The 19,367-nt window shown below is 51.4% G+C and carries 20 protein-coding genes; 16 read left to right on the top strand and 4 right to left on the bottom strand.

The window, feature by feature from the left end; all coding sequences use genetic code 11:
• Positions 1–5 precede the first annotated feature (5 nt).
• Positions 6–716: a GntR family transcriptional regulator gene (locus NMQ00_RS13415; RefSeq protein WP_255177078.1), complete on the bottom strand. Its 711-nt coding sequence runs from the start codon at positions 714–716 to the stop codon at positions 6–8.
• A gap of 638 nt (positions 717–1,354) precedes the next feature.
• On the opposite strand from NMQ00_RS13415, the gene NMQ00_RS13410 reads away from it, so the two are divergent.
• From NMQ00_RS13410 to NMQ00_RS13380, 7 genes are all read left to right on the top strand, one after another.
• Complete coding sequence (locus tag NMQ00_RS13410; RefSeq protein WP_255177077.1) at positions 1,355–1,780, top strand: hypothetical protein; 426 nt, start codon at positions 1,355–1,357, stop codon at positions 1,778–1,780.
• Between the two features lie 3 nt (positions 1,781–1,783).
• Complete coding sequence (locus tag NMQ00_RS13405; protein ID WP_255177076.1) at positions 1,784–2,233, top strand: hypothetical protein; 450 nt, start codon at positions 1,784–1,786, stop codon at positions 2,231–2,233.
• Positions 2,217–2,687: a hypothetical protein gene (locus NMQ00_RS13400; RefSeq protein ID WP_255177075.1), complete on the top strand. Its 471-nt coding sequence runs from the start codon at positions 2,217–2,219 to the stop codon at positions 2,685–2,687. Before NMQ00_RS13405 ends, NMQ00_RS13400 begins: the two co-directional genes overlap by 17 nt.
• Positions 2,688–2,815: 128 nt before the next feature.
• A complete protein-coding gene (locus tag NMQ00_RS13395) occupies positions 2,816–3,325 on the top strand; it encodes a hypothetical protein (RefSeq protein ID WP_255177074.1) in 510 nt (169 codons plus the stop codon).
• A complete protein-coding gene (locus tag NMQ00_RS13390; protein WP_255177073.1) occupies positions 3,318–3,788 on the top strand; it encodes a hypothetical protein in 471 nt (156 codons plus the stop codon). The genes NMQ00_RS13395 and NMQ00_RS13390 overlap by 8 nt, the downstream gene beginning before the upstream one ends.
• A 32-nt stretch (positions 3,789–3,820) precedes the next feature.
• Positions 3,821–4,366 (top strand): P-loop nucleotide/nucleoside kinase family protein, encoded by a 546-nt coding sequence (locus NMQ00_RS13385; protein WP_255177072.1) that lies wholly within the window; start codon positions 3,821–3,823, stop codon positions 4,364–4,366.
• Entirely contained in the window at positions 4,363–5,121 is a 759-nt protein-coding gene (locus NMQ00_RS13380) for an endonuclease/exonuclease/phosphatase family protein (RefSeq protein ID WP_255177071.1), read from the top strand. The genes NMQ00_RS13385 and NMQ00_RS13380 overlap by 4 nt, the downstream gene beginning before the upstream one ends.
• A gap of 30 nt (positions 5,122–5,151) precedes the next feature.
• Here the strand turns inward: NMQ00_RS13380 and NMQ00_RS13375 are convergent, their stop codons facing one another.
• On the bottom strand, positions 5,152–5,487 hold the full coding sequence (locus tag NMQ00_RS13375) for a hypothetical protein (protein ID WP_255177070.1): 336 nt from the start codon (positions 5,485–5,487) through the stop codon (positions 5,152–5,154).
• Positions 5,488–5,899: 412 nt separating this feature from the next.
• On the opposite strand from NMQ00_RS13375, the gene glmS reads away from it, so the two are divergent.
• From glmS to NMQ00_RS13340, 7 genes are all read left to right on the top strand, one after another.
• Positions 5,900–7,696, top strand: a complete 1,797-nt coding sequence (gene glmS / locus NMQ00_RS13370) for a glutamine--fructose-6-phosphate transaminase (isomerizing) (RefSeq protein ID WP_255177069.1) — start codon at positions 5,900–5,902, stop codon at positions 7,694–7,696.
• A gap of 144 nt (positions 7,697–7,840) precedes the next feature.
• Complete coding sequence (locus NMQ00_RS13365; protein WP_255177068.1) at positions 7,841–8,332, top strand: DUF2798 domain-containing protein; 492 nt, start codon at positions 7,841–7,843, stop codon at positions 8,330–8,332.
• 141 nt (positions 8,333–8,473) lie between these two features.
• Positions 8,474–8,743 carry a PTS sugar transporter subunit IIB gene (locus NMQ00_RS13360; RefSeq protein WP_255177067.1) on the top strand — a complete coding sequence of 90 codons (270 nt, stop codon included), beginning with the start codon at positions 8,474–8,476 and terminating at the stop codon, positions 8,741–8,743.
• Positions 8,733–10,760 carry a BglG family transcription antiterminator gene (locus NMQ00_RS13355; protein ID WP_255177066.1) on the top strand — a complete coding sequence of 676 codons (2,028 nt, stop codon included), beginning with the start codon at positions 8,733–8,735 and terminating at the stop codon, positions 10,758–10,760. The genes NMQ00_RS13360 and NMQ00_RS13355 overlap by 11 nt, the downstream gene beginning before the upstream one ends.
• Before the next feature lie 166 nt (positions 10,761–10,926).
• A complete protein-coding gene (locus tag NMQ00_RS13350; protein WP_131486039.1) occupies positions 10,927–12,348 on the top strand; it encodes a PTS mannitol transporter subunit IIBC in 1,422 nt (473 codons plus the stop codon).
• Between the two features lie 45 nt (positions 12,349–12,393).
• On the top strand, positions 12,394–12,825 hold the full coding sequence (locus tag NMQ00_RS13345; protein ID WP_255177065.1) for a PTS mannitol transporter subunit IIA: 432 nt from the start codon (positions 12,394–12,396) through the stop codon (positions 12,823–12,825).
• Positions 12,825–13,970: a mannitol-1-phosphate 5-dehydrogenase gene (locus NMQ00_RS13340; protein ID WP_255177064.1), complete on the top strand. Its 1,146-nt coding sequence runs from the start codon at positions 12,825–12,827 to the stop codon at positions 13,968–13,970. The genes NMQ00_RS13345 and NMQ00_RS13340 overlap by 1 nt, the downstream gene beginning before the upstream one ends.
• Before the next feature lie 76 nt (positions 13,971–14,046).
• Here the strand turns inward: NMQ00_RS13340 and NMQ00_RS13335 are convergent, their stop codons facing one another.
• Positions 14,047–16,404: a bifunctional diguanylate cyclase/phosphodiesterase gene (locus NMQ00_RS13335; protein WP_255177063.1), complete on the bottom strand. Its 2,358-nt coding sequence runs from the start codon at positions 16,402–16,404 to the stop codon at positions 14,047–14,049.
• A 162-nt stretch (positions 16,405–16,566) separates the two neighbouring features.
• Here NMQ00_RS13335 and NMQ00_RS13330 point away from each other — a divergent pair, with 162 nt between their 5' ends.
• Positions 16,567–17,409: a CPBP family intramembrane glutamic endopeptidase gene (locus NMQ00_RS13330; protein ID WP_255177062.1), complete on the top strand. Its 843-nt coding sequence runs from the start codon at positions 16,567–16,569 to the stop codon at positions 17,407–17,409.
• Positions 17,410–17,435: 26 nt separating this feature from the next.
• Complete coding sequence (locus tag NMQ00_RS13325; RefSeq protein ID WP_255177061.1) at positions 17,436–17,969, top strand: GNAT family N-acetyltransferase; 534 nt, start codon at positions 17,436–17,438, stop codon at positions 17,967–17,969.
• A 25-nt stretch (positions 17,970–17,994) separates the two neighbouring features.
• On the opposite strand, the gene NMQ00_RS13320 is transcribed toward NMQ00_RS13325, so the two are convergent.
• Positions 17,995–19,260: an N-acetylmuramoyl-L-alanine amidase family protein gene (locus NMQ00_RS13320; protein ID WP_255178725.1), complete on the bottom strand. Its 1,266-nt coding sequence runs from the start codon at positions 19,258–19,260 to the stop codon at positions 17,995–17,997.
• Between the last annotated feature and the right edge of the window lie 107 nt (positions 19,261–19,367).

Here is a 19,367-nt window from a genome sequence, read left to right as displayed (position 1 = left end):
CGCGTTTAGGACTTGATGTTAGAGACTTTGAGCATCTTCACATGGCGGAAATGATGTGTCGAGCGCGATACGTCGAAGATTTGACCGTTCGTCAAATAGACGGTGTTGTCGACGAGGAGGGCCGGGTCGTTCTCTTTCAGTCCGAGCAGTGTCGCGTCTTCTGCGTTCAAAAAATCGGCGTAAATGACACGGTCGGCAAAACCGATGGCGAGCTTTTGATCGTTGCGGAAGTAGTTGTAGATCGACTTCTCGGTGATGTTCCGGTCGAGATAGACGACGAGATCTTTCCGGAAATACGAATCCTCGACCGAGAACGGATGGTCATCGACGAGTCGGAGACGTTTGACGTAGTAGACGGGTGTCCCGACGTTGCACTTCATTCGCTCGGCGACTTCGTCGTTCGCTGTCGTCAATTCGAAATCAAGGACTTGCGTTTCGACTTTCCGTCCACTGAAGTCGCTCGTAAGACCTTGCAACTTCTCGAGGTTCACGTAATCGCTCATGTAATGGTCACGGACGAAGACGCCGCTCCCTTGGACTTGATAGACATAACCTTTGTTGACGAGAATCTCAATCGCTTTTCGAATCGTATTGCGGCTGACGCCGTATTTCGTAGCATATTCGTCCTCGGTGAGGAGCTTGTTCGTATGTTGATAGACGTGATTCATAATGTCCGTCTCAATCTGTTCAGCGACTTGTTTATACTTTGGAGCCATCAGGGTCTGCACCTTTCACATAAAAATTTGTAGGTATGAATACGCTATCAGTATATCAGAAATCATCTATGGATGGCGGACAATCCTTCGGCAATTGTTGAAAAACGTCGAACGATTCATTGCGAGAATATTTGGAAAATATGAAACAATTAGGTGATAGGGCACGTATCAGTAAGGTAAGCATTGTAATGAAAGGGTGTGCCTTAAGTGAAAGAGACACGTTGGTATATGGAGGAGGATACATGGGGGAAGTCACCTCTTCGCATAAGCTATGCTTCCCTTGCGTTCGCATTGATGGCGCTCGCCATATCCTTCTTCGGAAGTTATTTATGGTTGACCATTCCGCTTGTCGTGATTGGAATCGCCATGATTGTGTTGGATGTGAAAACGTATCGAATGCGGCGTGCACATATATGCGAACAAGATTTAGTGCGATTACTTAAGTGGGATCTCGTATCTGATTTGGTGAACTCGACGATTCTCATTTCAATAACCGCAGCGCTCCTCTTCTTGCAATATGACAGTTTGACGATATTCATTGTACTGCTCCTATGGGTAGTGTTCGGTCGATCATTCCAGAAGCAGTTAAGTGAACGTGTCCCATTGTTAGAGCAATCAGAGAAGGAACGACAAAAGCGATGAATGAGCGGATGACACAAGAGAAAGCATGGAATCGTCTGTTCCAGCAATGGATCTTTGGTCTTTTTGGAACGCTTTTCGTCCTGATGCTACCGGTTAGTTTGTGGACGGATGACCTCAAGTGGGGCGCCCTGTACATCGCGTGTACACTCATTCCATTCAATTTTTTATATATGAAACGCTATCGTATGCGCCTAACATTCCATCCAGAATTGAAGGAATTGTATCGTCGCCAACTTGCTCGAGACGGAATAAACAGTGTCGCATTTTTTCTTGTATTGAATCATGAGATTTTGTTCACATCAAACGTGGCGTACGTATGCGTGATGATCTTCATCGGAGGAGCCTTGCTATGGACGTGGAACGTTGAAACACAATCGAAGCGACAGGATGTTGAGTATTTAAGTTTGGACAAGGAGGGATAACGGATGGAGCGAGATGTGAACTGGATTCAACAGATGCGGCGATATAGTGTTCCGGTGTTGATACTATATGTCACAGCCGTCATCGTCGCCCTCTTGCTGGAGAAAATGTGGCTCATTCCCATCATGGGTTCGGTCTCTTTCATAATCATCGCGACAGGCTATAAAGAAATGCGCATCATGTGGAGGATGACGGAGCATCCTAAGGCGCATCGGATCCTCATTCTCCAATACGTTTTTGAACTGGTGGACGCGTTTTTGTTGACGACACTCATGGTGACGCTGCTGACAGCGGAAAATCTTGGTCTCTTGATTGGTCTCTTTTTTGGGATATGGGGAGCTTTGAGTCCGATTCGGCAGAAGTGGTTTGTCAAAAAACTCAAACAGGTCGAACCAGAGTTGCCGACGTATGAGGAAGTGATTGAAGGGAAGGTTCCAAATGGATCGTCAATTTGATATCTCGTTAGAACGTGCCAAACAATTCGAACGGCTCTTTGGCTGGCCGATACTATTCATTTTCCTGATCTCGTTAGTTGTTATGTTATGGACACAGGCGACCTGGGTCATCCCAGTCATGTTGGTCGTATCTATGGGAATGGCGTATAAAGGATACATGGAGTATCGAGTCGTACGTCATTTTGCCGAACATCAAGCTGTCGTGCAGGTGTTACGTTACCGACTCGTTGACTGCTGGATTAGGGCCGCTTCATTATTTGCGCTGTTCATTCCGCTGTACGTAAACGAGGGTGCCTTTATTTTAACTGGCGGCGTAGTCGCCCTTTGGAATTTAACAGGATCTTATCGGGAGAAAAAGTGGAAACAACGAATCGATCTGCATCAACCGCAGTTGCTAACCTATTCAGATATATTGGAAAAAGAGAAAGACTCATGGAACTATCACCAAGAATAAAATTACAAATCAATACGATTTTGAAAGTAGAAGTTGGTAAAACGGTTCGAATTTGTCATTTAGCAAAAAACACGGCGTGTGATTCGATGATGCCGGCATATGATGAAATACTCGAAAGGATGAGTTGAATGGAGTTATCACCACAATCAAAACAACAAATTGATACGATTCTTCGATTTGAGAAGTGGACCGGTTGGGGTTTTGGTATCGTGGCTGTCTCTGCAATCGTTGGGATGCTCGTTTACGCATCGTACTGGGAGATGCCCGATTCATTTTTCCTAGTGTTTTTAGTTGTGATTTTCGCTATGTTGATTAGCATCGAAACCACTCGATTCCTCATGTGGCTCCGGTTCGTGAAAAACGAAAAAGCACGCAAGCTGCTAACGCTGCGGTACATGGTTTATTTGATTGGGTTTAGCGCGATCGGATACTACGGGATCGTCGTATTTTATGAGACGACACAACCACAAACGTTCCAGGCATTCTTGTTGTCGCAAGCCTTTTTCTGGGGAGCAGCCTTTTTCGGCAGATGGCTCGACCGCATCATCCAAAAGCATGACGGTCATTATTTGACGGGAGAGGATTTGAAATTGATTCGGGAAGCGCGCGACATTGAACAGGAGCAAGGTCATGGATAAACGGAGCCAAATGCGTGAATTGACGGCGTTCGATCAGAGAAAGCATTCCACGCACGTGTTCTTGTCAGCGGTGTTTGCCGCTCTTCTATTTTTCTCGTTAGAGTATAATTGGCTCTCACCAATGACGGTCATATTCCTCAGCGTCGTAGCGGGTCTGCCTGATTTTCGTAAGATGTGGCAACGAGAGAACATCAAAAAGCAGTTTTTGAAGTCGGATGCAGCAAAACGCCTCATCCATCTTAACTCCATCTTCGGGCTCGTGACGTTACCCTTCTTCATATTATGGGTTTACGCATTGCTCACGGATTTGATTTCACTCCAAACGTTCGCTTTGATTGGGTTAGGGGGATACGTGCTCGCTATTCTCGAGCATCGTCTTTACGAGCGGCATATGGTTCGACTCGATGACAACTACGTCACGGAATCCGAATTGCAAGAAGAACAAAAGTGGGGGAGCGCTTAGGCGCTTCCTCTTATATGTTAAGGAGGATAATGATGAATCGGAAAGTATGGATCATTTCAGGTCCGGCCGGTGTCGGGAAATCGACGACGGCGAGACGGCTCGCTCAAGCTATGGAGAAGAGTGCATACGTGTCTGGGGATGACATCAGTCATATGACGGTGTCCGGTCGTGAAAGACCGTGGGAGTCCGAGCGGGCGAACGACCTGGTGTGGAAAAACATCGTCGCGTTGACCGAAAATTTTCTTGAGGCAGGGTATGACGTCGTCGTGGACTGGGTCGCCTTTTGGCAAGACGTGAAGCGCTACACGGCTCACTGGATCGAGCAGGACATCGAAGTGCGCTACGTCATCTTATGGGCAGATCAAGACGTTCACGTCCAACGTGATCAACACCGGCCGAGCGATGCGCAGATGGGGGAGCGGGTCCTCATATTGCGGAACGAGTTTCGAAACTCGGGTGCACCGGACCGTTACTATTTAGACAACACGGTCGGTGAGTTGAACGAGACGATTCGACAGCTTCAAGAAAACGAAAAATTTGTGCTGACAGATGTGCAACAAAGTGGAGCCAGTACATGAAGATTGCGACGTTCAACCTTTGGAACAATCCGACGTTATGGTCGGAGCGGATTGAGTCCATCTGTGCCACAGTGAAGATGATTGACGCAGATGTACTAGCGCTTCAAGAAGTCAAAACGCATGTAGGAGGGGAGCGAGGCATCAGTGTAGCCGAGCAGATTGCCAACGAAACGGGCTATCCGTTTTGCATATTTCTCGCCTATCCGGACTCACCCGATGAAGGACTCGCGGTCTTAAGTCACATTCCGCTCGATATGAATGATGCGATTTGGCACCACGATGTGGAAGAAGCGAACTACTGTGCGATGCGGGTGACGTTCCGAGTGGCAGGCCACACGTTCGGGTTGACGAACGTCCATTTGAATTGGCGGTCGCCGGACATTCGGGAAGCACAAGTGCGGGCGGTCCGCGAGTGGATTGGAGCGGGAGTACGTTACGAGCTGTTGTGCGGGGACTTCAATGACGACCCTCAGTCGGAGATCCATCGTTATTTGACCGGGCATCGGTGGATGGATGTCGCCCTGTGTGGTCGTGGTGGGGATGAGCCGACGTTGGATTATGTACATAACCCGTATTTGAAGCAGGATTCCTTGCTGAAACAACCGTCGCGCTATGATTGGATGTTATTGCGTCACGATGAAGGGGACGTCCCCTTCATCTCGAACGTAGACGTGTTTGGAAAGACGTCCGTCACGGACACCGACGTGTTGCCGAGTGATCACTATGGAGTCTTACTCGACCTCGACATCACCTAAAAGGGGGAACGCTTAGGCGCTCCCCCTTTTTCATTTAAACGTACGGATGACGAAGTAGAGACAGATGAAGAAAGGGATCAAGAACATACTTCCGATCCACTCGCCTTGTCCGAACAGGAGCCAGGCGAAGAGCTGGAATGACAAGACGCCGCCGGCAGCAAGCCCGGCAAAGCGATACGCCTTCGGACGGAGCGACGGGTCGTCCCACCATTCTTTAAAGAACGGGAAGCTGAACATGAGCGCGAGCGCCAAGAAAAAGGCGGCCGGAAACACGAGAAAATCCCCGACTTCACTCCGTCCTTCGATTTGCAGCCATTTCGATGCGGTCGATAAGATGATGCCGATGACGAGAAAGACGATATTCATAGCCATTCCTCCACTCCATCTAATAGATACTTCCATCATGCCCGAACGAGCTCGCCGGGACAAGCCTGTTCAAAAAAGTAGCTTTTTAGTGAAAGTGGTGACTTTTACATGAACAGTAAAAAAGTATCGGATTCGGTTGTGACATAAACGCTTTCGGTTTCAATCGAGACCGGCTAGCATGAAAGGGTATCTGGAGAAACGGCCAGCTATGAAGGAAAAGCGCCAGAACTCTGCGGAGTTGACGAGGTGGGGGTAATCGATGTTTCGGCGGATGCCTCCTAGTCGCCTGTCACGACTAAAAGTGTTCTTCTAAAACGTTCGGGTGACCGGACGGACAACGAGGAACACGTTGACAGCACTCTAAAAAGCCCGTTTCCTTTTTCGAGAAATCGAATATAGAGGAGATTTTTGTATGTGTGGAATTGTAGGAATGATTGGTCAAGTCGGAACGAAAGAGATTTTATTGAAAGGGTTGGAGAAGCTCGAGTATCGAGGCTACGACTCAGCCGGAATCGCGCTCGTCGGTGATGATGTCCATGTATTCAAAGAAGTCGGTCGCATCGCCGCACTTCGTGACATCGTACCGGTCGAAGCGGAAGGCGCCATCGGCATCGGCCACACACGTTGGGCGACACACGGCGTGCCGAGCGTCCCGAACGCCCACCCGCACCAGAGCACGACGGGCCGCTTCACGCTCGTCCACAACGGTGTCATCGAGAACGACGAGCAGATCAAGGCGACGCTCGACGTGCCGTTCCTCTCGGAGACGGACACGGAAGTCATCGTCCAGCTCATGGAGAAGAACTTCGTCGTGCTAAATGACGTCGAGGCGGCGTTCCGCAAGACGTTGTCTGAGCTCCACGGCTCGTACGCGATCGCGATGATCGACTCGGAAGATCAAGAACGTCTCTATATCGGCAAGAACAAGTCACCACTCCTCGTCGGACTCGGGGACGGCACGTTCAACGTCGTGGCGTCTGACGCGATGGCGATGCTCCAGGTGACGGACCAGTACCTCGAGCTCCACGACGGCGAAATCGTCATCTTGACGCGCGAATCGGCGACGATCAAGACACTCGACGGTGACGTCCTCGAGCGTGCGCCGTACACGGCCGAGATCGATGCGTCAGACATCGAGAAGGGCACGTACGCGCACTACATGTTGAAAGAGATGGACGAGCAGCCGGCCGTCATCCGCAACATCATCCAGCACTACCAGAACGAGAACGGTGACATCGAGCTCACGGAAGGCGTGCGCTCGCTCGTCTCGGAAGCGGACCGCATCTATATCGTCGCTTGCGGTACGAGCTATAACGCTGGGCTCGTCGGAAAAGACATCCTCGAGCGGATTGCCGGCATCCCGACCGAGGTCCACGTCTCGTCAGAGTTCGGCTACAATATGCCGCTCTTAAGTTCACGTCCGCTCTTCGTCTTCTTGTCACAGTCGGGAGAGACGGCCGACAGCCGGGCCGTCCTCGTCGAAGTGAAGAAGCGCGGTTACAAGGCGCTGACGATGACGAACGTGCCAGGATCGACGCTCTCGCGTGAAGCGAACGAGACGATGCTCCTCCACGCCGGCCCAGAGATCGCGGTCGCGTCGACGAAAGCATACACGGCCCAAATCGCCGTGCTCGCGATCCTCGCCTACGACATCGCTCGGGCGAACGGGAAAGAATTGCCGTTCGAATTGATGCCAGAACTCGCGCGTGTCGCGACAATCATGGACTCGATCATGTCGCAAAAAGAGCTGTTCGAAGATTTGTCGGACCGTTACTTGAAGACGACACCGAACACATTCTTCATCGGACGTGGACTCGATGCGTCGGTCTGTCTCGAAGGCGCGCTCAAAGTAAAAGAGATCTCGTACATCCAAGCAGAAGGGTATCCGGGCGGAGAGCTCAAACACGGTTCGATTGCCTTGATTGAAGACGGGACACCGGTCATCGCGCTCATCTCGCAACCGAAGACGAACTTGAACATTCGCGGTAACGTCAAAGAAGTCGTTGCCCGTGGTGCCAACGCGTGTATCATCTCGATGCAAGGCGTCGAGCACGAGAACGACGAGTTCATCTTGCCGCACGTCGAACCGATCCTCGCGCCGCTCATCACGGTGCTACCGGTGCAACTCATGGCGTATTACGCCGCTCTCGCTCGAGGTTGCGACGTCGATAAACCGCGCAACTTGGCGAAATCGGTGACGGTCGAATAAATTTTAAAAATAATGCTTACGAAGCAAGCCTCCAACTTGCTACACTATGACAATCAGTTCGTAGAGATATCGGTCTCAGACCGAAAATATATGTCGCAAGATACGTCTACCCTCTGAAATCATATGTTGTATGGAGGCTTACTTATGTACCAAGAAGACCGATTACCTCAAAATCCTAAAGAAGGCGTCTTGTTCATGCTGATTATTTCGATCTTGTCCGTGAACACGATTGCGCCGATCATCGTCGGGATGGAACGCGGCTTTAGTGTCGCCCATTATATCGACACGCTCAAAATCATCCCGTTCGCCTGGATTGCGCTCATGATTTTGATTCGCTTCATCGTCAAACCGGTAGCCGGGTTCCTGTTCAAACGATTTGCCGGAGAAATGGACGGCTTTAACGCCCGGATCTTATTGAACATCGTGTTGAACGTCTCGCTGATCTCGTTGTTCATGACGATTCTCGGACCTTGGATTGGAATGGGGGAAATCAATTTTGATACGCTACAACATTTCTTCCCGACGTGGTTCCGTAACTTTGGCATCGCGTTCTGGGTCGAGCTGTTGTTCGCCCAACCAATTGCCCGGGCCGTCATGAAGTCGATTCATACACGAAATCGCATGAAGACCGCCTAACTTTAGACACAGCATCTTTCCGATTGAGGAAAGATGCTTTTTACTGCTTGCCGATATCTTTGCCAACAAGCAAAATAGTAGGTGAAGTAAGCGGTTGCATCGTATGGTTATATAAAGATAAGCGATGAAAGAAGGTCTGACATGAACGTATATATTGCCTGTCCATGCGGGTTCGTCACGAGCGCGATGGCGGCGAAGCTGTTTGCCGAAGCGTGTTCTGGGAAATTGTCGTGTGTGATTCAACACGGCACGTATCGAGACGTCCCGGAAGACGTGGATTGGATCATCTATCAAGCCGGGACAGCGACGATCGATCATCCGACCGCGCACGTTCGCTCGGTCAGACACATGTTATCGCTCACGGAATATCGACAACTCGTCGAGGAATGGGTGAATGCATATGAAACATGAGTGGAGCGCCCGGGAGCGCTCGATTTTACTACATCTATTGGCAACGGAGACGTCGACACCGCTCGCGGAAATCGCGCAAGCGGTCAATTTGTCTGAGCGGACGATTCAACGGGAGCGTCAACTGCTCGAGGGCATCTTGCGCGAGTTCGAGTTAGAACTCGCTTGGCAGCGCGGGCACGGTCTCAGTCTCATCGGTCGTTCCGATGCGAAGCAACAGTTGCGCGAAGACTTGATCTTGTCGGCCGAAGCGATTCCGACGGCCGAGGATCGCATCTTCGAGCTCGCCTGGCGGCTTTTATTTGAAAGAGACACGCTCAAACTGCAGGCGGTCGCGAAACAGATGCACGTCTCCCCGAGCACGCTCACACAAGACCTCGAGAAACTCGATCGTTGGTTCGACGAGTATCACCTCGAAGTCGAGCGGAAGAAAGGGGTCGGGGCCCGTGTGCTCGGCCTTGAAGCCGAGAAGCGGAAGCTGATGATCAATGCGCTCCTCGCCCATTGGGACACGCTCGCGTTCTATCGTTTCGTCCGCGGTGAGGATGACTATATACCGGCGTTTTTAAAGACGGTTCCGTGTGACGTCATGCTCGAGGCGCTCCGTGACGGTTACGACTATCTAAAGGAACATCCGTATGAGCGGATGGATGACCGGACCATCATGCGGGTGACGTTCGCCTATGGTGTGCAACAAGCCCGTCTGGACGCCGGTTTCTTCCTCGAGATGTATACGAAAGGACGCTCGGATGATTATTTGAAAGTCGCACACGACATGGAAACGGCGCTCGGGACGCCGTTCTCGATGGCAGAGCGGGTCTGGTTTGCCGAGGAAGCGAATCGGCTCCGGTCGTTGAAGGAACAGATGAAAGAAGACGAAGAAGAACGTTGGGTCATGCAGATTCGCGTCCATAAGCTCATCCATCACGTCTCGCTCATCCACGGGTTCGCCTTCACGGACGATGCCGCGCTCGAGAAAGGGCTCCTCGCCCATATCCTATCGAGCATGAATACCCAGGTGCTTCCGGATACGGACACGGTCCGGCCGCACATCGACCGTGACTATCCACATTTACGGTCGGCCATCCAACAGGCGGCCGATATCGTCTTCGGGACGAACACGTTCACGGAAGAAGAGACGGTGTTTTGGGCGATGCATTTCGCCGCCGCGCTCGTCAAGCCGGTCCGGCGCCGGGAGTATCGTGCCCTCGTCGTCTGTTCGGCCGGTCTCGGCTCCTCGAAGATGCTCGTCAACCGGGTCAAACAAGAGTTCCCGGAGATGCAAGACGTCGTCAACTCGTCGTTGTTCGGTCTCGAACAGCATCGGCTCGATGACTATGACGTCATCTTGTCGACCGTGCCGTTGCCGCCGCTATCGGTGCCGACACTCATCGTCAACCCGCTGTTGACGAACGAAGAAGTGCAACGCGTCCGTCACTTGCTGTTGTCACTCCCGCAGTCGTTCCAGACGAAAGAGAAGAGCCATTCGACGATGCTCGACTTCAATGAACTCAGTGCGCTCGTCGAGACGTTCGAACGGATGGACCGACAGTTCGATCTCGTCACGCTCGATAATAGCGACCGGCTTGAAGACATCTTGCTCGATATCGGGACGCATCTTGAAGAGCGTGGACTCGTTGAAAGCGGCATCCAATTGTCAGCCCAATTGCTCCGACGTCACGAAGTGGCGGGGCTCGGGATTCCGGGCACGAAATTGGCCTTGTTCCATGGACGTCATGCGTCAATCGAACGGGCGAGCGTGTTCGCCTTCGATTTGAACCGTTCGATCCCGCTCCTCATGATGGACCAATCGACCGAGCCGGTATCGCGTTTGCTCGTCCTGCTCGCTCCGGAAGAGGCAGAGGACGTCGAACTCCAATTTTTGAGTGCTGTCAGCGGATCATTGATTGAGAGCGAACGACATATGAACTTATACAGTAACGGATCAAAGAAAGAACTGCGTCTCTTGCTTCATGAATGTATGAAGAAAATGATTCAAGACACGTTGCACGAGAAATGACCCGCCGTGGTCATTTTTTTATTTGGCACAGAATGTTGCCAAAGTATGAACTGGATTGAATTGAGAAAGCGCTTACGATGAGACTACAATACGAGTGTAGAGCACAAACCGGTTAGCTACACTACAACAATCTACCTTTCACAATAATCGACTGGAGGTTTTATACATGGCGAATGCGCAAGCTGGCTCGGGCGGGGTTCGAGTCAAAGTACAACGGTTCGGGAGTTTCCTGAGCGGGATGGTCATGCCAAACATCGGTGCCTTCATCGCCTGGGGGATTATCACCGCCCTCTTCATTCCGACGGGCTGGTGGCCGAATGAAAAATTAGCAGAACTCGTCGGTCCGACAATCACGTATCTATTACCGCTCTTAATCGGGTTCACCGGCGGTAAGTTGATTCACGACGTACGAGGCGGAGTCGTCGGGGTACTCGCCACGATGGGTGTCATCGTCGGGACGGACATTCCGATGTTTCTCGGTGCGATGATCATGGGTCCACTCGGTGGATATGTCATTAAACAGTTTGACCGTCTCATCGAAGGAAAAGTCAAAGCTGGATTCGAAATGCTCGTCAACAACTTCTCGGTCGGTATCATCGGTGGTCTTCTCATGATCGGTGGCTTTGAAGTGTTCGGTCCAATCATGAGCGGCCTTGATAAAGTCATGGCAGCCGGTGTCGACTGGATCGTCGGCGCGAAGCTGTTGCCAATCGCAAGTCTATTCATCGAGCCAGCGAAAATCTTGTTCTTGAACAACGCCATCAACCACGGGATTTTGAGCCCGCTTGGTGTCGATCAAGTGGCGGACGCCGGGAAATCGGTCTTGTTCTTACTTGAAGCAAACCCAGGACCAGGTCTTGGTTTACTGCTCGCGTACATGGTATTTGCCAAAGGTGCGGCCAAACGTACAGCACCAGGGGCAGCGATTATTCACTTCCTCGGTGGGATTCACGAGATTTACTTCCCATACGTCTTGATGAAGCCAGTCTTGATCCTTGCGATGATCGCCGGGGGCGCAACAGGCGTCTTCACATTCGTCTTGTTCGATGTCGGTCTCGTCGCACCAGCGTCACCAGGTAGTATCTTCGCAATCCTCGCGATGGCGTCACGCGGTTCGTACCTCGGACTCGTCACAGGGATTCTCTTGTCGGCAGCGGTCACGTTCGCCGTGGCAAGTGTCATCTTGAAATCGAGCGCGGCAGAAGAAGTGTCACTTGAAGAAGCGACACAAAACGTCAGCGCGATGAAAGGTAAACAGTCTTATGCGTCAGCACTCGTCCACGACCGTCTCGATAAAGTCGATCACATCATCTTTGCTTGTGACGCCGGTATGGGTTCGAGCGCGATGGGAGCATCGGTGCTGCGCAATAAAGTGAATAAAGCGAACTTGCCGATCAAAGTCACGAACACATCAATCAGCCAATTGCCGAAAGATGCCCAATTCGTCATCACCCATGAGGATTTGACGGACCGGGCCGAAGCACAAGTGCCGGATGCGATTCATCGTTCGGTCACGAACTTCTTGAACGCAGACTACTACGATCAATTGATCGAAGAAATTAAAGCAGAGCGCAGCAAAATCTCATAACAGAAGCAGACAGAGACAAGGTTTTAAGGTATAGGAGGAACTAAAATGCCATTCATTCAGACAGAGATGATTCGACTCAACCAATCGTTCCACACGTCGGCCGAAGCGATCGATGCGGCCGGTCAAGTGTTAGAAGCAGCCGGCTGCGTGTCACCGGCTTACGTCCAAGCGATGCACGAGCGTCAAGCGCTCTCGAGCGTGTATATCGGGAACCAAGTCGCGATTCCGCACGGGACCGAGGAAGCGAAATCCGCCGTTCAAAAGACGGGGATTTCTATCCTCCAAGTGCCGGCCGGGGTCGACTTCGGTGGCCAGACGGCGAAACTCGTCATCGGGATTGCCGGGGTGGATGACGAACATTTGGAACTCCTGTCCCAAATCGCGGTCATCTGTTCAGATGAGGATAACGTCGAGCGCCTCGTACAGGCCAAGACGAAAGAAGAGATCCTGTCGCTATTCATGGAAGAGGTGGCGTAATGAAAGCCGTACATTTTGGGGCAGGAAATATCGGACGGGGCTTTATCGGATTGTTGCTCAATCAGAGTGGCTACGAGGTCACGTTCGTCGACATTAACGATACCGTCATCCAAGCGTTAGAAGACAAACGATTTTATGAAGTCGGATTTGCCGAAGAAGGCGTCGAGAATGTCGTCGTCGACCGGGTCCGCGGCGTCAACAGCTTGACCGATCCGGAGCGTGTCATCAGCCTCATCGCGGAGGCCGATCTCGTCACGACCGCGGTCGGACCGACGCTTCTGCCGAAAGTCGCGCCACTTATCAGTGCAGGACTACGTGACCGTGAAACGGAGGCCCCGGTGTATGTGATTGCGTGCGAGAACATGATTGGTGGTAGTGCATCACTTCATCAAGCAATCGAGACATCAGGCGGGGTCGGGACGGCGAACGTCTCGTTCCCGAATGCGGCCGTCGACCGGATCGTCCCGCTGCAGCAACACGCAGACCCGCTGTTCGTCGAGGTCGAAACGTTTTACGAATGGGTCATCGAGACGAACGGATTGGCCGAGCGGCCCCCGCTTCAAGGTGTGACGTGGGTCGACGAGATTGGGCCATATATCGAGCGGAAGCTGTTCACGGTCAATACTGGCCACGCCATCGCGTCGTACATCGGTTCTTTGTTCGGGAAAGCGACAATCGACGAAGCGCTCAAAGACCGCCGTGTCCGTCAAGTTGTACAAGGTGCCTTGTATGAGACTGGGTGGCTCCTGCTCGAGAAGTATGGATTCGAGGCGAAAGAACATAGCCAATACATTCAAAAGATCATCAAGCGGTTCGAGAATCCGAAGTTGAAAGATGAAGTCTCACGTGTCGCCCGTTCGCCGATTCGTAAACTCGGACCGAGTGACCGGCTTGTCAAACCGGCCCGCGAACTGATTGACAACGGCATCGAACCGAATGAACTAGCCTACGGAATCGCGGCTGCCTTGACCTATTACAACCCTGAGGATTCAGAATCTTCTGAACTTTATGTGTCTATCGAAGAAGACGGCATCGTCTCGACGGTGGAAAAATATCTACAATTGCACGAGGACGATACGCTCACGAAGTTGATCCTCGAACAATACCACTTGATTCGCGAACAAGAAAAAGCGCAAGTCTCATAAATCAAATCTCCTGTGCCCGAGCGGCATGGGAGATTTTTGACATACAAAAAGACTGCAGCGCAGGGCTGCAGTCTCATCAAGCGCGGGTCTTCCCGAATTCGATATAAGTGGTGACCGATTTGATGTGCTTCACGACGTCCTTCTCACGAAGGGGACGGCTGAAGTAATAACCTTGAACGTAATCACATTGCTCGTTCAGCAACCATTCGAGCTGATCCGACGTCTCGACGCCCTCCATGAGCACTTTCATATTGAGGTTATGGCCGAGTTGGATCATCGAGCGGACGATGGCTTCCTGGTTTCGGTCCGTGAACAAGTTGACGATGAACGACCGGTCGATCTTCAACACTTGGACCGGAAGCTCTCGCAATTGACGGAACGACGAGTAGCCCGTCCCGAAATCATCGAGTGAGATCAAGATGCCGAACTGATGGAGCTGGGTGAGTTTCTCCCGCGTCGATGCCTCATAAGACAACATCGACGACTCCGTCACCTCTAGCTCGAGGAACATCGGGTCCATCCCGGTCTCGTCGAGAATCTCCTGGAGCGACTCGACGAAGTCTTCACGTACGAACTGGAGCGGGGAGACGTTGACCGAAAGGGTGAACGGCTTCACACCTGACTTGTTCCACCGGACCCATGCCCGGCACGACTCGCGCATGACCCAGCTGCCGATCGGGTGAATGAGACCTGTGTTTTCTGCAATCGGGATGAAGTCGGTCGGCGACACATGACCGAGTTCGCGGTTGTTCCAACGGAGGAGCGCTTCAACACCTTCGAGCCGGTTTTGCGTCAGTGACACTTTCGGTTGGTAGACGAGTGAAAACTCGTTTCGGTCGAGCGCATGGGTGAGCGCCTTCTCGATCTCGACAGTCCGAAGGATTTGATGCTTCGACTCGTCTTCGAACTCTTTGATTTGGTTCTTTCCGGTCCGTTTCGACTCGTGGACGGCGAGGCGGGCGTATTGCACGAGTTCCTCGGCTGACGTCGTGTCTTTCGGATAGTGGCTGATTCCGGCACTCATCGTCAGTTCGACGGTCGTCCCGTCGATATCGAACGGTTGTGAGATCGCTTTGATGCACTTCTCGGCTTTCTGTTTGGCGAGCGTGCTCCGCTTGTCGAACAACAGGATGATGAACTCGGATGAACCGACGCGCGTCAAAATGTCGTCCGGATGGATTGTCACTTGCAGACGCTCGGCGATTTGCATCGTCAATTCGTCCGAACCGTGATGCCCGAGCATATCGCTCAAGAAGCGCCAACGATCGATATCGATATATAGGCATGCGACCGGATCCTCGATTTGAATATGCTCGGCGAGAATACGTTCGAGTTTATGCCGGTTCGGCAAATCGGTGAGCGTATCGTGATACGCCATATGTTCGACAAGGCGCTGCGAGGCGATCGTCTCGGAGACGTCGCGAAGGAACCAAAGCATTTGGTCCATCGTCTCGCCTTGGAGCGGATAGCTCGTCACTTCAATCGTCTGGTCGTCGAGATCGACACGTCGTGGTTCGTAAAACGGTTGGTTGATTGTGAGCGATGGATGATAGTCCTGGAAGAAGGCGTCTTCCACGACTTCATCGAACAAGCGATAGAATGCTGTATTTGCGTATTGAATCATCCCGTCCTTTGTCGTCGTGACGACCGCATCCGTCGTGGAATCAAGAATCGTCGCCTGAATAAATTCACGTCTGCGTAGATGACGGTCGAGCGTGAGCGACAGGAAGAAAATCGCGAACAACAGAATCGTGATTGCCGTGACGAGCCAGGCGAGAAGGGAAGGCTCGATCGCATTGGCGAAAGATCTGTCTGTATCAACGAGCGTGAACGTTGCTGCAATCATACCGACGAAATGCATCCCGAAGATGGCGACCCCCATCAATAGAGAGAAGAACACTTTCAGTTCGAGGTGCATCTTTTTCTGTGTGTACTTTGAAAAGAATCCAATCCATAGAGCGACGAACGAGGCACCAATCGCAATCAGGATTGATAGTGCAGCCAGCCACGGATTGTAAGCAGTTGTGACGCCTTGGAGCGCGGCCATCCCAACATAATGCATGCTGGCGATACTACTTCCCATGACGACCCCTGCACCGATTAGAGCAGGACGGGTCGTGCGACGCGAGACGATCAAGAAGCCGAAAATACACCCGGCCATGGCGATAATGACGGATAACATGACGAGCGGGACTGAATAGGTGACCGGTCGCAACATCTCGTGCGCAAGCATGGCGATGAAATGCATCGACCAGATCCCGAGACCTAGCGTCGCACCTCCAGCTAAGATCCACACGTTCTGGACGGAACGGTTCGCTGAATTGACACGCCGTGCCAGCTCGATGGCGGCGTAAGCAGAAACAGCGGCGATAATATAAGACAGAATCACAAGAAAAATATTATGACTCATCGAGTGTTCGACTACTGGTTCCATGTGTACCTCGCTAAAGAATATATTTTTATAGTAATTCTAATTATACCCTGCAAAACAAAAGCCTACCTATCATTTTGCTTCACTTGTTGAAAATATTTTTCGGGTGAAATAGGGAAGTCGTTCCGAAAGCGGGTAAACTACGTGTAGAAGGAGGGGGAACCATTGATTCCAACAAAAAAAGAAATCATCTTGTTTCTCCTCATCGCGTTCGGGTTCTCGTGGCTGGCGTGGTGGGGGCTGTATATGTGGAGCCGGTTACCAATCCAGGTGATTGTCGTGATTGGAGCGTTCGGTCCGAGTCTGGCCGGAAGCTATATGGCGCTCCGAGAGAATGGCTGGTCAGGCGTCAAGACGCTATGGAAGCGAGGGTTCGAGTGGCGGATGGCTGGAAGATACTATGCGATCGGGGTCTTGTTCTTGCCTATGCTATTTTTGATTGCTTACTGGTGGTCTGATGCCGATGGGGCGTTGTTGTTCGAACGGCCTTGGCTCGTCTTTCCTTATTTCCTCTACATGCTGTTCCTCGGGGGGACAATCCAAGAAGAATATGGCTGGCGCGGATATTTGCTTGATGCGTTCCAACTGAACGTCACGCCGGTCAAGGCGAGCTTGTCTGTTGGTGTCATCTGGGCTGCTTGGCATATCCCGCTCATCTTTATGGACGGGACGGGGCAATCATTCATCCCATTTTGGGCGTATGGAATGGCGATTCTCGCATTCACATTCATCATCTCGTGGCTCTATAACGTCACGACGATGAACTTATGGGCCGTGTTCGTATTACACACGATGTTCAACGTCTCGTTCGCGCTCATTCCATTGATTGAACCAGGCGCGTTCCCGATTGGGTTTCTTCACTTGACGCTGTTGCTCGTCACGACCGCAATCATTCTTATTTGGCAGACACATGGGCACCTCGGGTATGATCATCTGGAGCAACTTGAAGCGGTGGAAGGGTCACATCAAGCGAACGTTACGCCGAATCGGGACGCGGGTAAAGACTAGCACGTACAATTCAGGACTAAAGGGAAGTGGAGACATTGAATTTTCGCCCGCTTGAACGTGAAGACGTCAAACCGCTCCAACGGTTATTTATGGAGAGTCTGAGTGATTTGATTCGTCGAGAACAGTTCGAGGACGCTGACCTGTTGGATGAAGAAGTAGAGCGATTGAACACGACCGTGCAAGACAGTTTCGAGGACGAGACCGTTCAAATTTTTGTTGTCGTACAAGACGGCGTCATCGTGGGCACAGCTGCAATTTTACCTCCGAATGACATCATCACGGCCCATGTCGACGTCGAACCGAACACGCCGGAAGTCGGGTGCATATATGTGTCGCCTGCGTCTCAGCGTCAAGGGGTCGGTCACTTCTTAATCGAGAACGTCAAACGGGAAATGTTTGCGAATGGACAAGCGGCGTTTTACTTGGATGCCGGCTTCCCGACGTCTCAAGCCTATTGGGAGAAGCGACTCGGGCCGCCGGCGTTGACGCTTGACCATTACTGGGGGCCTGGCGCACCGCATAAGATTTGGCATTGCACGACTACAGAAAAAGAGACTTGATCGCATATGCGGTCAGGTCTCTTGCTTATTTATAAGTGCTCATGAATTGATGAATTCCAGAAGCGGTGGCGTCTGCCATCCGTTGCCGGTAAGTGGTGCTCGTCAAATGCGAGCGGTCGTTCGCATTGCTAATGAATCCGTATTCGACGAGTGTCGAAGGGACGCTGTTCTTTCCGACAACGTAAACGTTTTGATATTTCACGCCGCGGTTGCGGATTGTCGGGATGCGTGCTCCCAGTTCACGGTTGATGGACGCGCCTAAACTCCGGCTGGCCGAGATGTATGGGTTCGTCGTATAGCTTTCCCCGGTCGGTACGAGTACTTCATGGCCGTGGTAAGACGTATTCGTTGATGAATTGGCGTGAAGGCTGACAAAGGCGCTGCCTTTATACGACTTCGTCAATTCGACGCGTTGTGCGAGTGACAAGTAGACATCGTTCGTGCGTGTCATCCGTGCGTTATAGCCATATGTATTCGAGAGCGTACTCGCGAGACGTGCGGCAATATCGAACGCAATCACTTTTTCGTATGTTGAGCCGTAGACAGCTCCAGGGTCATTTCCGCCGTGTCCGGCATCGATCACAATCGTCCGTCCCGTTCCTGTGGACGTCGTCGGTGTCGTCGTTGTTGAAACCTTTACGTATTGGGAAGACACATATCCAGTCTTGCCACCGTAGCTGACTTTGTACCAAGAGCCATAAGTGCCGAGATAGGTGACAGCTTTGCCGCTTGGGATTGTCACGAGGACTGTAGCGGATGTAGAGGTGCTTTGGCGTAGGTTCAGGTTGACGGTAGTCGTGTAGGTTTTTGTAGAACTTGTCGTTGTCGTGCTAGTCGTTGAAACTTTAACGTATTGAGAAGAAACGTAGCCAGTCTTTCCACCGTAACTGACTTTGTACCAAGAGCCATATGTACCGAGGTAAGTGACGGCTTTACCGTTTGGGATTGTCACGAGAACTGTAGCGGACGTAGATGCGCTCTTACGTAGGTTTAAGTTGACAGTCGTAGTGTACTTCTTTGAAGAAGCAGTAGTCACAGTGCTTGCTGTTGAGACTTTTACATACTGTGAAGAAACATACCCGGTTCTCCCACCGTAACTGACCTTGTACCAAGAGCCATAAGTGCCGAGGTAAGAGACGGCTTTACCGCTAGGGATAGTCAGGAGCACTGTGGCAGATGTGGATGCACTTTTACGTAAGTTCAAGTTAGCAGTAGTTGTATAGGTAGAGGCAGCTTCAACTTGACTTGTGTTGAAGTATTTTGATGTCAAATCAGATGGAGCGACAACCATTCCTCCTAAAACTAGAGACGAGCTAAGTAGCAGTTTAAGATTCCAAGATGGTTTCGATATGTTCAAACAAGATCCGCTCCTTTTTGTGATGATATAAAAAATTGTTA

It is taken from the genome of Exiguobacterium aurantiacum (assembly GCF_024362205.1).
Classification (GTDB): domain Bacteria; phylum Bacillota; class Bacilli; order Exiguobacteriales; family Exiguobacteriaceae; genus Exiguobacterium; species Exiguobacterium aurantiacum_B.
This window is presented reverse-complemented; position numbering and strand designations above follow the sequence as displayed.

What these genes read in the sequence shown, in the direction of transcription:
- NMQ00_RS13415 (WP_255177078.1), bottom strand. Translation starts at nt 716, where the DNA reads ATGGCTCCAAAGTATAAACAAGTCGCTGAACAGATTGAGACGGACATT.
- NMQ00_RS13410 (WP_255177077.1), top strand. Translation starts at nt 1,355, where the DNA reads ATGAATGAGCGGATGACACAAGAGAAAGCATGGAATCGTCTGTTCCAG.
- NMQ00_RS13405 (WP_255177076.1), top strand. Translation starts at nt 1,784, where the DNA reads ATGGAGCGAGATGTGAACTGGATTCAACAGATGCGGCGATATAGTGTT.
- NMQ00_RS13400 (WP_255177075.1), top strand. Translation starts at nt 2,217, where the DNA reads ATGGATCGTCAATTTGATATCTCGTTAGAACGTGCCAAACAATTCGAA.
- NMQ00_RS13395 (WP_255177074.1), top strand. Translation starts at nt 2,816, where the DNA reads ATGGAGTTATCACCACAATCAAAACAACAAATTGATACGATTCTTCGA.
- NMQ00_RS13390 (WP_255177073.1), top strand. Translation starts at nt 3,318, where the DNA reads ATGGATAAACGGAGCCAAATGCGTGAATTGACGGCGTTCGATCAGAGA.
- NMQ00_RS13385 (WP_255177072.1), top strand. Translation starts at nt 3,821, where the DNA reads ATGAATCGGAAAGTATGGATCATTTCAGGTCCGGCCGGTGTCGGGAAA.
- NMQ00_RS13380 (WP_255177071.1), top strand. Translation starts at nt 4,363, where the DNA reads ATGAAGATTGCGACGTTCAACCTTTGGAACAATCCGACGTTATGGTCG.
- NMQ00_RS13375 (WP_255177070.1), bottom strand. Translation starts at nt 5,487, where the DNA reads ATGAATATCGTCTTTCTCGTCATCGGCATCATCTTATCGACCGCATCG.
- glmS (WP_255177069.1), top strand. Translation starts at nt 5,900, where the DNA reads ATGTGTGGAATTGTAGGAATGATTGGTCAAGTCGGAACGAAAGAGATT.
- NMQ00_RS13365 (WP_255177068.1), top strand. Translation starts at nt 7,841, where the DNA reads ATGTACCAAGAAGACCGATTACCTCAAAATCCTAAAGAAGGCGTCTTG.
- NMQ00_RS13360 (WP_255177067.1), top strand. Translation starts at nt 8,474, where the DNA reads ATGAACGTATATATTGCCTGTCCATGCGGGTTCGTCACGAGCGCGATG.
- NMQ00_RS13355 (WP_255177066.1), top strand. Translation starts at nt 8,733, where the DNA reads ATGAAACATGAGTGGAGCGCCCGGGAGCGCTCGATTTTACTACATCTA.
- NMQ00_RS13350 (WP_131486039.1), top strand. Translation starts at nt 10,927, where the DNA reads ATGGCGAATGCGCAAGCTGGCTCGGGCGGGGTTCGAGTCAAAGTACAA.
- NMQ00_RS13345 (WP_255177065.1), top strand. Translation starts at nt 12,394, where the DNA reads ATGCCATTCATTCAGACAGAGATGATTCGACTCAACCAATCGTTCCAC.
- NMQ00_RS13340 (WP_255177064.1), top strand. Translation starts at nt 12,825, where the DNA reads ATGAAAGCCGTACATTTTGGGGCAGGAAATATCGGACGGGGCTTTATC.
- NMQ00_RS13335 (WP_255177063.1), bottom strand. Translation starts at nt 16,404, where the DNA reads ATGGAACCAGTAGTCGAACACTCGATGAGTCATAATATTTTTCTTGTG.
- NMQ00_RS13320 (WP_255178725.1), bottom strand. Translation starts at nt 19,260, where the DNA reads ATGGTTGTCGCTCCATCTGATTTGACATCAAAATACTTCAACACAAGT.